Source organism: Methylophilus sp. QUAN (genome assembly GCF_015354445.1).
Lineage (GTDB): Bacteria > Pseudomonadota > Gammaproteobacteria > Burkholderiales > Methylophilaceae > Methylophilus.
The window spans coordinates 77,562-90,178 of record NZ_JADKYT010000003.1 but is presented as its reverse complement, the minus strand read 5'-3'; the positions used below and the strand labels follow the sequence as shown (position 1 = coordinate 90,178).

The following is a 12,617-nucleotide window of genomic DNA, read 5'->3' as shown; positions in this document are numbered from 1 at the left end:
TAATTGATTTAAGCCCCAGTCCTTCCAATCAGTCAATTGATCTATTCCGCCGTTTTGATTCGCAGTTTACCTACTGTTAATTAGCTACCAGCTACCACTTATGAGGTAAGCCTAAGTGGTAATAGAAAGTCACTTTTCACGTCGCTATGATTGACGGCGATGCGATAAACGGAAATTGTTTATTTCCATGAATCAGTATCGTGAAGCGCTATTTATTAATTTTTAAATGATGGGTCGCCTATAAAAACTGATGGAGCAACCGCGATTATTGGGTGGGGTTAGGCAGATTCAATTCAAGGGAGGTTTGTGTGCAAAAAACGGTAGAAGTGACAGATGCAATCACCGCAGATGTCAGCAACGATGTAGTGGCTGGAAATGCCTCGCTACATCGCACAATTAGCTGGACTGGTGCATTTTGGGTTGCCAGCGGGGTGCCCGCTTTAGTGTTGTTTTCAATGGGAGCCATTGCGGCCACGGTGGGTAAACCAGCCTGGCTGGTATGGATGATTTCCATTGGTTTTGGCTTTATTCAGGCATTTACCTATGCAGAAATTGCCGGCTTGTTTCCACACAAAACGGGTGGTGCATCCGTGTATGGCGCTGTTGCCTGGATTCGTTACAGCAAGTTTGTCGCACCGCTTTCAATCTGGTGTAACTGGGTCGCCTGGACGCCGGTACTTTCAATCGGTTCAGGGTTGGCGGCAGGGTATATTCTCACGGCAATGTTTGCCCCCGATGCCGCCATCAATACCTGGCAGCTGACACTCCTGGATTTGGGCATGTTGAAAGAGGGACTGACGCTACGTATCAATGCCACTTTTGTCATTGGCTCCGCCTTACTGTTACTGGTCTACTTCATCCAGAATGGCGGCATTCTGCGTTCCGCCAGAACTACCATGATTTTGGGCGTTGCAGCTTTGATCCCGCTGATCATGATCGGGCTTGTGCCGCTGATCACAGGGGATATGCCTTCTGAGCATTTTTTCCCATTATCCCCATTGGCTTACGATAGTGTAGGCAACGTCATTGACGGGCTGTGGAATCTTGATGGTTGGGTGTTGATGGCAGGTGGCCTGTTCATCGCTGCCTGGTCAACCTACGGTTTTGAAACAGCCGTTTGTTACACCCGCGAATTTAAAAATCCTGAAACTGATACTTTCAAGGCCATTTTCTATTCTGGCTTGCTCTGTGTGGGCGTGTTCACATTGGTGCCATTGGCATTCCAGGGCCATTTGGGCTTGGGGCAACTGATTACACCAGCAGTCACCGATGCAGCTGGTAATGTGACCAGTGCCGCTGTGTATGACGGCATGCTGGCGCCTGATATTTATAGCGGTATGGGCGTTGCAAAAGCCCTGTCTGGTATTCTAGGTAATACCGCGTTTATTGCCAATCTGGTTGTGGTGATGCTGATCCTGGCATTGCTGCTTTCAATCATGACCACCATGTCTGGTGCTTCACGCACCTTGTATCAAGGTTCCGCAGATGGCTTGCTACCAAAGTTCCTGTCCAAAGTGAACGAGCATGGCGCACCAACAAGCGCCATGTGGGCCAACATGATCTTCAACTTCGTCTTGCTGATGATGTCTGATTATATGTTCTTGCTTGCTGCCGCCAATGTCAGTTACGTCATTTTCAACTTCCTGAACCTGAACGCGGGCTGGATTCACCGTATGGATAGACCTAATTGGGAGCGCCCTTACAAAGCGCCGACCATTTTGATCGTATTAGGTACTTTCCTGGCTTTTGTTAACGTCACCCTCATGGGGCTGGGCGCCAACATCTGGGGTGCCGGTACATTAATGAGCGGTTTGGTGATGGCAGGACTGGTATTCCCGATCTTTATCTGGAGACATTACATCGTGGATAAAGGGGTGTTACCTAAGGAAATGCAAGAAGACATGCTTTTGGACGGTGATCAGAAAACGACCGCAGGTGTACTTCCTTACGTTGCGTTGATTGTTGCTGGAGTGATTGTGTACTTTACGAGTCATTTAGCCTCATAAGGGCGAAATAATAAGCTCTGCGGTCCATTACCATGGATTGTTTGTAAGAGCTAAAGGGGGCACCAGCCCCCTTTCTTATTTACTCCCCTTCATGGGGGTAACTCACTTTGGGTTGAATGAGAGGTAAAGTAATTGAGTATCCAATTAAATGATTCGAGCACAGGCCAGACGATTGAGCTGGTCAAAAATCTCGTCAAAGGCCTAGAGGTCAGTTCAAATGAAATCGGCAAAGTCGCTGACATTATTAAGCAGGTTGCTAAACAAACAACACTCATTTCAATGAATGCAACCATCGAGTCTGCAAGGGCAGGCGAGGCCGGTCTTGGATTTGCCGTTGTTGCAGGCGAAGTGCGCGTGATGGCTGAGCAATCATCCAAAGCAGCGACTGAAATCAGTCGTATTGTTTCCTCGATTAAAAATGACTCGGTGAAAGCCAGCCTTGAAGTGTTGCGTGCAGAGAAAGACTCACTGTTAAAAAGCGCTTCTTTTGTTGTGGCGGCGCAAGCAATGCAGATTGAAATGCGTTTTATGCAGCTGGAAACCAGTCTGTCAGGCATTAAAAATCTGATTGAAGGAATGAGAGCGTCCCGCATTAGGCCAAAGCGTGATGTAGTGAATGCGCTCTTGATGGCGAATCTAAAAGCCGATGTTGATGTGCTAGGTTACGCCTGTTGTTTTGAGCCAAATGCCTTCGATGGGTTGGATAACGAATATATCAACAAAGAAGGGCATGATGAGACAGGCCGCTTTATTCCTTATTGGAATCGCGCTAGTGGCGCAATGGTAGGTGACAAATTAGAAGCCTATGAAGCGTCCGGGATGAATCATTGGTATGACCAACCAAGGCGACTGGGCAAGAATTTGATGACAGAGCCTTTTGAGTATGTGTTAAGTAACGGCCAGGCCGTACAAGTGGCTACGATGGTCGTGGTGATTATGTCTGCAGGCAAGTTTATCGGGGTATCGGCGATTGATTTCGCGCTTAATAAATTTCAGGAAGATTTAAGTCAGCTTAAACCTTACGGGATTGGCTCATATGCCCTGATTTCAAATGCGGGGTCTTATATCACACATCCTGATGTGGAGCGTGTGGGCAAGCCTGCTCATGATCTTACGCCGGAGGCTAAAAAAGCCATTAGCGAAGGAAGATCATTTGTTGAAGCGCACAATAGATCCGATATTCTGTTTTTTCATCCCATAAAAACGGGTGCTAAAACCTCACCATGGTCATTAATGCTAAGACTTGATTTTGAAGCAATGCTGGCTACATTGGCTTAGGTCTAAGGCCATAAACGGCGATGATTGGATGACTGTGATAGCTATTCAAAGGAAAACCTACAGACTGACCTAACTTTCCGTTCTGGACACAAAAAAGCCAAGCTAGTAATCACTATTGTACTTAGGTAAGTCCTCCAACCTCGAAGGTAACCATAAACTGGCCGTTTTAACAGTTTTATTCCACATTTTATTTTGTAACTCCTTCAAGATCGGAACAATAAAATGGCCGTGTGACGAAAGTGGAACCATAAAATGGCAATGGGACGGAACCATAAAATGTCCGTCCAGAAATGGAGGCATGACTTGGCCGTGAGACAGTACTATTTGGGAGGCATCAGAAAGCCTCCCCCTGCATTGATACATTTATTTCAGATTGCTTTTGAAAAATGCTTCCAACTTGTCGAACGGAATCTTACCGCTTTGTTTGTCATACAAATCAACATGATTAGCACCTGGCACAATTACCAACTCTTTTGGTTCAGAGGCTTCTTTATAAGCGGTCTCAGCGAAGTATCTGGAATGAGCTACTTCACCTGTGACAATCAATACTGGTCGTGGCGATATTTCTTTAATATAAGTGAGCTGAGGAAAGTTCATAAACGAGATCGGTGTAGTGACTGACCATGCGCCAGCTGAATTGGGCGAGCGTTGATGGAATCCCCGTTTTGTTCTGTAGTAATCGAAGAACTCTGCCGTAATCGGGTGAGCATTTTCAGGTAAAACTTCAGGTAGTGTGCGCACATCACGAACCACATTGCCAGCTTTATCAAAACTAGGGGCATGGCTACCGTAAGCTGGTTTACCATTTTCTGCGTCTACCCAGCGCTGGTAACTTAGATTCTCTAATAACTTGGTACGCTGTTCAGGTGTATAGCTGTCGTTAAAACCTTGACTCAAAATACGGGACATATCGTACATCACGGTCGTTGCAACAGCCTTAATACGCTTATCAACTGCCGCTGCACTCAGGTTTAGACCGCCCCAACCACAAACACCAAGCAATCCAATTTTATTGCGATCTACTAGGTCCAATAAGCCCAGGTAATCAACAGCAGCCATGACATCTTCAGTATTGATGTCTGGGGAAGCAATATTCCTTGGCTCACCGCTACTTTCACCGGTGTAAGAAGGATCAAAAGCAATGGTTAAGAACCCACGTTCTGCCAGCTCTTGCGCATAGACACCCGATGATTGCTCCTTAACCGCTCCGAATGGGCCGCTAATGGCGATAGCTTGTAACTTGCCAGAGCTGCGCTTTTTGGGCACATAAACATCAGCAACCAAAGTAATGCCAAATCTGTTTTTAAAAGTTACTTTCTGGTGCTCGACTAAGCTACTTTGCGGAAATGTTTTATCCCATTTTTGAGTTAACTTCACGTTTTTATCTCCTTTCAACGGAAGTGATAAATTGGCTAAGGCTGTTTGAGAGCTCATTGCGATGGCCATGCTGGCTATTAGCGTTGTCTGCAATAAACTGTTTCTTAGGAGTGTTTTCATAAATGATTCCTTTGGTGTGTTGACTGATGAAGTTTGTTAAGACGAGATGTTTGTAGTGTCATAAATGCGGCGATAGCCAACATTGCAATGCTCAATAAAAAGGTGGATTCAAATCCTTTATAGTCGTACATGACTCCACCCAGAAAAGAGCCAGAACCAATTGCTAATTGCACAATTGCGACCAGTAATCCGCCGCCGGCCTCAGCATCGGCGGGCATTGTATTAGCCACCCATGTCCACCAACCAACGGGCGCAGCTGTTGCTACCAATCCCCAAATCGCTAATAGCGCCATTGCCATGGATAAGCTATTTCCAAACACAATCAATAGCATTGCTACTAAAGCCATGATCAGTGGGATTGAAATTAGAGTTTTATAAAAGCCACGACTTAAGAACGAGCCAATAATGATCGTGCCTACAAATCCCATGCTTCCAATCAACAGCAAGATGTAAGAAAGCTGATGATCATGCACATGCGTGACTGTTTCGAGGAAGGGTCTTAAATACGTAAAAAGAGTGAACTGACCCATGAAGAAGAAACTTGCGCCAATCAACCCGTATGCGATAGCCGGTTGCTTGAGTAGAAGAAATGCATTTTTATTTGTTGTTGTTTGCACTGCCTGCATGCTAGGCAAGCTGACTAGCTGCCAAATGAATGCAATAACAGCTGTAGGTACCAAGCAAAGAAATGCCACTCTCCATCCGACAAGATCACCTAAGTAACTTCCAATTGGTGCGGCTACAACAGTAGCTAGTGCGTTTCCACCATTCAAAATTGCCAGTGCTTTGGGGACTTTATGTTTATCTACTAACCTAATCGCTGTTGCGGCAGACATTGTCCAGAAGCCACCTATAGAAATTCCAATAAAAATGCGGCCAAGCATATAGATCGGATAATTAGGGGCGAAGCCAATAATGACACCTGAGATTGCCATCATTGCGGTCATTCCTAGAAGGAGGGTTTTTCTGTTGATGTTCCCAGCCGCAGAAGAAACCAGAAGACTTGTCACTAATGCAAAGACTCCTGAGATAGAAATGGCTTGACCAGCTAATCCTTCAGTCACTCGAAAGTCCGATGCAATTGGCGTTAGCAAACTCAAAGGCATAAATTCGGCTGCTACGAGCGCAAAGGCACACATACTCATCGCAAATACACCACCCCAATAATTAACTGAGTTCACTTGTCCTTGAGACTCATTTGGAGAGTTCTTTGAATTGCTAACAGGCACTGACATAAATTTGGATTGTATTAATGGCTAAATTGATTGAGATGCAATTCTGAAGACATCTCAGTTATATTGGTAGATAATGAATGCTTAAATGGCTTATTAGAAAATCTAATAAATGATTGGGGTTGTTTGAGGCAATGAAGCGCAATTTGAATGATTTGCTGGCATTTGTTACGGTTGCCAGAGAAAAGAGTTTTACTAAGGCAGCTGCCAAATTGGGCGTTACTCAATCTGCTCTTAGCCAGACAATGCGAGGTTTGGAAGAGAGGTTAGATATCCGACTTCTAACAAGGACAACTAGAGGGGTATCTACTACTGAAGCGGGGCAGCGTTTGGTTGATGCTATCGGATATAGATTTGATGATATTCAAACTGAACTGGATGCTTTGACTGCATTACGTGACAAACCCGCAGGTACTGTGCGGATCACTTGTGGTGAAACTTCGCTACGCTCAATTCTATTACCAAAACTAGCCCCTTTACTCGAAGAGTATCCTGATATCAATATTGAGTTTGATGTCGATCTAGGTTTAGTAAATATTGTGAGCGAACGTTTTGATGCAGGTGTTCGGCTTGGCGCTACTTTAGACAAGGATATGATTGCGATTCCGATTGGCCCCGCACTTCGATTTGTAGTTGCGGCATCACCTAGCTATTTTGCTAAACATCCTCCTCCGAAAAGCCCTCAAGAATTGACTACCCATAACTGTATCAATCAGCGAATGGAGACATCTGGTGGTTTATATGTGTGGGATTTTGTCAAAGATAGTCAGCAATTGAATGTGCGGGTTAATGGTCAACTAATATTTAATACGGTTTACCCTCAAATTGACGCTGCTATTGCGGGTTTGGGGATAGTCCTGCTTCCAGAAGATGAGATAGAAGAACCGTTACGGGAAGGTAAATTAGTGAAGGTTTTGGAGGATTGGTGTCCGACTTTTGGTGGATACCATTTGTACTATCCAAGTAGGCGACAACCTTCACCTGCCTTTACTTTAGTGTTAAATGCGTTACGACTCAAATGATATACATATTTTGCGCAGCCCAATGAGACGGAACCATAAAATGTCCGTCCTGAAATGGAAGCATAAAGTGGCCTTTACGGCCAAGTCATCACTCTAGTGACAACTATCTTGGCTTTGCTTTTCTGACTGGTGCGCCCGGCGGGAGTCGAACCCACGACCCTTGGCTTCGGAAACCAATACTCTATCCAGCTGAGCTACGGGCGCAATCCTGCCATTATAGCAAATAAGTCGCGCTGGCTTGGCGCACCTGCGGGCTATTTTCTCTTCTTGTCCACCTGGCAGCTACGCTGCTGAAATAATGTTGTCATAGTGCGTGGCTATGCTTAGCCAGTAAACGTTAAGTTATTTAAGGGTATTGCACTATGAAAGCCATGATTTTGGCCGCGGGTAAAGGCACACGTGTCCGGCCGCTGACTTATGAATTGCCTAAGCCGATGATCCCGGTGTTGGGTAAGCCGGTGATGGCGTATTTGATTGAGCATCTGGCCATGCATGGCGTGGCCGATATCATGGTGAATGTGAGTTACCTGCACCAGAAAATTCAGGATTACTTTGAAGATGGTCATCGCTTTGGCGTGAATATTGGCTATTCGTTTGAGGGCGATATTGTCGATGGCAAGATTGTGCCGCATGCGGTGGGCTCCGCAGGTGGCATGCGCAAGATTCAGGACTTTAGCGGCTTTTTTGACGACACGACGATTGTGTTGTGCGGTGATGCGATTATTGACCTCGACATTACGCGTGCGGTGAAAGAGCACAAGGAGAAGGGGGCGCTGGCAAGCCTGGTGACCATGCAGGTGCCTATGGATAAGGTGTCTGGCTATGGCGTGGTGGTGACTAATAATGAAGGCCGTATCATTTCTTTTCAGGAGAAGCCTAGTCAGTTAGAGGCGCGCTCCAACTGGGCGAGTACCGGGATTTATATTTTCGAACCTGAAGTATTAGACCTGATTCCTTCCGGCAGCGAATTTGATATTGGCTCGGATTTGTTTCCTTTGTTGGTGCAGCGCGGCCTGCCGTTTTACGCGATCCAGCATCCGTTTAACTGGATTGATATTGGCGTGGTGAGCGATTATTGGCTGGTGATGCAGCAAATGATGCAGGGTTTTTTCCCGTCCATGCCGATTCCGGGCAAGCAGGTCAAACCTGGTGTGTGGGTGGGGCTGAATGTGCATATTGATTGGGAGCACACGCAGATTGAGGGGCCGGTGTATATCGGCTCAGGCTCGCGCATTGATAAAAATACCCGGATTGTCGGCCCGACCTGGATTAACTCCGGTTGCCATATCCAGCGCGACAGCACGGTGATTCGCTCGATTTTGTTTGATTACACGCGTATTGCCCAGGGCTATGCGATTGAAGACCGCATTGTGTGCGGCGAGTATTGTGTCGACCGCAATGGCCGCATGGTGCATATGGATGATGACAATTGCGACATTATCTGGACCGATGCGCGCGAGAAAGTGGTTTATCCGCAAAATTACGCGTATGCCAGACTGTAGTACGTAGTCCGCTGCCATGTTTCTGACATGCCAGCGTCAAGGATTTGTCATGTTGGGTGACTATGCTCTCTGGAGTTTTGAGGAGAGGGTAAACACATGAAAAAAATGACTTTAATGATGGGCTTGCTGTTCGGTAGCATGAGCATGGCACAAGCGGCAACAACGTACCAGATTAGCAAAGAGTGGACATTTGCCCACAGCGGTAGTGGCTATTTGTCTGAAATCCCAGCCTTTGATGCGACTACCAACACTTTGTGGGTGGCGGGCGTAAAAGGGGTGGACGTATTGGATGCGAACACTGGTAGTTTGCTGCAACGCATTGATACCAGTGCTTATGGCAGTATCAACAGCGTGAGCATCCGCAATGGCATGGCTGCATTTGCCATTGAAAACAATACACGTACCAATGCAGGTATCGTGCAGTTGTATGACACTTCCAGCAGAAGCCTGGCCGCAGGCACCAACACATTTACCGTGGGTGCATTGCCAGACATGCTGACATTCACCCCAGATGGCAGCAAAATCCTGGTCGCCAACGAAGGCACGCCAAATGTCTATGGTTCACGTATCGGCAACAGCGTACCACGCGTGTATGGCGCATCTGCCAATGACCCGGTCGGTAGCGTCACGATTATTGATGTGACCAGCCGCACTGTGGCTGCGACGGCCACTTTGGCTGGTGTGCCAACTTCTGGCAGCCATATACGTACCAATACCGGCATGGATTTCGAGCCGGAATATATTGCAGTCAGTGCCGATGGCAGCAAAGCCTATGTCACCCTGCAAGAAGCCAACGCGATTGGTATTCTGGACCTGAACACAAACTCTTTCACAAAAGTGGTGGGCCTGGGCGTGAAAGATTTCAGCTTGCCAGGTAACACGATAGACCCGCTCAATAATGGCAGCGTTAATTTTATCAGCGCTAACGTAAAGGGCTTGTACATGCCTGACGGTATCGCGACCTACGACGTGGCTGGCAAGACTTACCTGGTGACGGCAAACGAAGGCGATTTCCGTGAAGATGACGGTGACCGCTCTGCAGCAAGCTCACTGGGCGCGACTGGCGAATTGGCTAATATCCGTGTGTCGAATACAGACTCATCTCCAGACGATCTGTACGCAGCAGGCGCACGCTCTTTCAGCATCCGTGATGCCGATGGCAACCTGGTGTACGACAGTGGCGACATCCTTGATAAAGAAGCGTTTGCACGTGGCATTTACGATGATGGCCGTAGCCGTGACAAAGGTGTGGAGCCAGAAGGTGTAGATTTGTTCACGCTGGGTGGCCGTACCATTGCGGCGGTGGGTCTGGAAAGAACCCTGAAAGGTGCGATTGCGCTGTTTGATGTTACCGACCCGACTAAGGTCAGCTTTATCGACATGATCGTGTCTGATGGCGATCTGGCGCCAGAAGGCCTGGTTGCATTTGAAAAAGACGGCGCTATCTTCCTGGCATTTGCCAACGAAGGTTCCAACACGACTTCCTTGTTCCGTATCAGTGCGGTACCTGAGCCAGGTTCTGCAGCGATGCTGGGCTTGGGCCTGGTGGCGATGGCTGCGATGCGCCGCCGTCAGAAATAATCGGTCATTCTGTCAATAAACAGCCGGGCATGGCAACATGCCCGGCTGTTTGCTTTTGGCGCATGGAAAAGCCCGTATGCGCGTTTGCTGCGTAGTCGTTCTGCGTTATAATCGCGGGGATATTTTTTCTAACGCAACGGGATACGGATATGTCGGATTACAAACAAGGTTCAAGCATTAAAGAGTTAATTATTGCGATTCCAGGTGCCATTGTTGGTTTTACTTTGCTGGTTTCGTTACTGGCTTACCTGTTTGGCGTGTTTGGCAGTGAAAAAGCAGCACCTTCCAAAGAAGAAACTGACGCAGTCGAGCAAAAAGTCGTGGCAAACATCAAACCGGTGGCGACCATTGAAGTGGCCGAAGCCGCGGGTGCCCACGTTGAGAAAAGTGGTGAAGAGATTGTGAAAGGCACTTGTGTCGCCTGTCACGGTGTAGGCGCACTGGGTGCACCAAAAATCGGTAACGCCGGTGACTGGGGTCCACGTATTGCACAAGGCTATGAAACTTTGGTGAAACACGCCACAGAAGGTATCCGCAGCATGCCTCCACGCGGCGGTGCGGCTGACCTGAGCGACCATGAAGTGGCAGATGCCGTGGCTTATATGGCAAATCAGGCTGGTGCAAAGTTTGATCCTGCCAGCTTGAAGAAGTAATTGCTGTGAATGTGAGAAGCCGCTTGATTCAAGCGGCTTTTTTATTGGTGAATTCGTTTTTCTGGCAAAGTAGAATCCATGGCGAGATACGCAATTGGTGATATCCAGGGTTGTTACCACTCCCTGATGCATTTACTGGCGCAGGTGGACTTTCAGCCTGGCCGTGACAGCCTGTGGCTGGTGGGGGATTTGATTAATCGCGGTACCGGCTCTCTGGATGTGCTGCGTTGGGTATACACGCACCGCGAGCATGTGCGGCTGGTGCTGGGTAACCATGACCTGCACGCGATTGCCGTGGCACATCATATCCGGCCACCGCATCGCTTTGATACGCTGACGGCATTGTTCTCTGCCGACGATGGTGCAGCGTTGCTCGGCTGGTTACGCCAACAGCCGATGATGGTGCTGGAAGACGATTTTGCCATGCTGCACGCCGGGCTCTATCCGCAATGGACCTTGCCAGAGGCCAGGGCGCTGGCGGCCGAGGTCGAGGCTGTGTTGCGGTCAGCAGATTATTTAAACTTTTTGCAGCAGATGTATGGCAACCACCCGGCTGCCTGGGATAATCGTTTGACCGGCATTGATCGCTTGCGCGCGATTACCAATGGCCTGACGCGCATGCGCTTGCTGGATAATGACGGTGCAATGGAGTTTGCCTTTAAAGGCGAGGTGCAGGATATTCCGGCAGGCTATCAGCCCTGGTTCAAAGTGGCTGCACGGCAATCTGCACAAGCCAGCCAAACCATTCTGTTTGGACATTGGTCAGCCCTTGGTTTGTATCAAGGCGAGGGCGTTGTTGCCCTGGATACAGGTTGTTTATGGGGGCGACAGTTGACGGCTTATACGCTGGAAACAGGTGCATTTACCCAAGTGCCCTTAGATCCGCGCGACCGGCCAGCAGGCACGGTTGGCGAGTAGTTGGTGCGCCTGTGATGGAAGTGTGGTTAGTGGTGGTGGCAGCATTCGTGGCCGGGGTCATGGATGCGATGGTCGGCGGTGGTGGCCTGCTGTCGGTGCCCGCACTGTTATCGACTTATCCTGCCTCGTCGCCATCATTATTACTGGGCACGAATAAATGTTCCAGCGTGTTTGGTACCACGGTCGCCGCCTGGCGTTATGGTCGTCGTGTACAGTTGGAGTGGGGCTGGCTGGCCCCAGCGGCGCTGCTCGCGTTTGCCGGGTCTGGCCTGGGGGCGTGGACGCTGACCTGGATGGATTCGCAGTTCTTGCGCAAGCTGTTGCCCTGGGTATTGCTGCTGGTGTTGGTTTATACGTTCAAATATCCCCAATTTGGCTTGCAACATGGCAGGACACAACACAGCGCCAAAACACGTTTGTGGCTGGCACTGGTAATTGGCGCATTGATTGGCTGGTATGACGGTTTTTTTGGACCGGGTACGGGCAGTTTTTTTATTTTTCTGCTGGTGCGCTGCTTGGGGCAGGACTTTTTACACGCTTCTGCCTCGGCCAAAGTATTGAACGCGACCACGAATTTTGCCGCACTGCTGATGCTGGCGGCGACGGGCCATGTATGGTGGCAGGTGGGGCTGGTGATGGCCGCGGCGAATATTGCGGGCAGCGTGCTGGGAACGTCTCTGGCGCTCAAACATGGCGCCGGATTGGTGCGTCGGGTCTTTATGCTGGTGGTCTCACTACTCATTTTAAAAACAGGTGTGGATGCCTATGTGCGCTGACAGGCCTTATGACTGCGTCGGCTACCATTGTGGGTGCGGTATATATGCTATGATGCGCACTGGGGATTCAGCAGCCTCCCCGCTTCAAGACGCCTTGCGTCCAAGGACTGCTCAAATCTTGGGTCATGCTTAGTCGTGAGCATACCCCTATG

The 12,617-nt window shown here is 48.6% G+C and carries 10 protein-coding genes and 1 tRNA gene; 8 read left to right on the top strand and 3 right to left on the bottom strand.

Annotated features, from left to right (window positions below):
• Positions 1-308: 308 nt before the first annotated feature.
• Together INP79_RS12805 and INP79_RS12800 are read left to right on the top strand one after the other, a co-directional pair.
• Complete coding sequence (locus INP79_RS12805; RefSeq protein WP_194754661.1) at positions 309-2,006, top strand: APC family permease; 1,698 nt, start codon at positions 309-311, stop codon at positions 2,004-2,006.
• 132 nt (positions 2,007-2,138) lie between these two features.
• The gene (locus INP79_RS12800) at positions 2,139-3,284 is read left to right on the top strand and encodes a methyl-accepting chemotaxis protein (protein ID WP_194754660.1); all 1,146 of its coding nucleotides are present in this window, start codon (positions 2,139-2,141) and stop codon (positions 3,282-3,284) included.
• Positions 3,285-3,647: 363 nt separating this feature from the next.
• Here the strand turns inward: INP79_RS12800 and INP79_RS12795 are convergent, their stop codons facing one another.
• Positions 3,648-4,781: an alpha/beta hydrolase gene (locus INP79_RS12795; protein WP_194754659.1), complete on the bottom strand. Its 1,134-nt coding sequence runs from the start codon at positions 4,779-4,781 to the stop codon at positions 3,648-3,650.
• Positions 4,778-6,016, bottom strand: a complete 1,239-nt coding sequence (locus INP79_RS12790) for an MFS transporter (protein WP_194754658.1) — start codon at positions 6,014-6,016, stop codon at positions 4,778-4,780. Before INP79_RS12790 ends, INP79_RS12795 begins: the two co-directional genes overlap by 4 nt.
• A gap of 131 nt (positions 6,017-6,147) precedes the next feature.
• Here INP79_RS12790 and INP79_RS12785 point away from each other — a divergent pair, with 131 nt between their 5' ends.
• Positions 6,148-7,035 (top strand): LysR family transcriptional regulator, encoded by an 888-nt coding sequence (locus tag INP79_RS12785; RefSeq protein WP_194754657.1) that lies wholly within the window; start codon positions 6,148-6,150, stop codon positions 7,033-7,035.
• Positions 7,036-7,162: 127 nt separating this feature from the next.
• On the opposite strand, the gene INP79_RS12780 is transcribed toward INP79_RS12785, so the two are convergent.
• Positions 7,163-7,239, bottom strand: a tRNA-Arg gene (locus INP79_RS12780).
• A 158-nt stretch (positions 7,240-7,397) separates the two neighbouring features.
• On the opposite strand from INP79_RS12780, the gene INP79_RS12775 reads away from it, so the two are divergent.
• The 5 genes from INP79_RS12775 to INP79_RS12755 all read left to right on the top strand — a co-directional run bounded on the left by INP79_RS12775 (position 7,398) and on the right by INP79_RS12755 (position 12,465).
• On the top strand, positions 7,398-8,537 hold the full coding sequence (locus INP79_RS12775) for a sugar phosphate nucleotidyltransferase (RefSeq protein WP_194754656.1): 1,140 nt from the start codon (positions 7,398-7,400) through the stop codon (positions 8,535-8,537).
• A gap of 96 nt (positions 8,538-8,633) precedes the next feature.
• Positions 8,634-10,118, top strand: a complete 1,485-nt coding sequence (locus INP79_RS12770) for a choice-of-anchor I family protein (protein ID WP_194754655.1) — start codon at positions 8,634-8,636, stop codon at positions 10,116-10,118.
• Between the two features lie 149 nt (positions 10,119-10,267).
• Positions 10,268-10,771: a cytochrome c5 family protein gene (locus INP79_RS12765; protein ID WP_019883185.1), complete on the top strand. Its 504-nt coding sequence runs from the start codon at positions 10,268-10,270 to the stop codon at positions 10,769-10,771.
• Positions 10,772-10,849: 78 nt separating this feature from the next.
• A complete protein-coding gene (locus INP79_RS12760; RefSeq protein WP_194754654.1) occupies positions 10,850-11,689 on the top strand; it encodes a symmetrical bis(5'-nucleosyl)-tetraphosphatase in 840 nt (279 codons plus the stop codon).
• A gap of 14 nt (positions 11,690-11,703) precedes the next feature.
• Complete coding sequence (locus tag INP79_RS12755; RefSeq protein ID WP_194754653.1) at positions 11,704-12,465, top strand: TSUP family transporter; 762 nt, start codon at positions 11,704-11,706, stop codon at positions 12,463-12,465.
• Positions 12,466-12,617 lie beyond the last annotated feature (152 nt).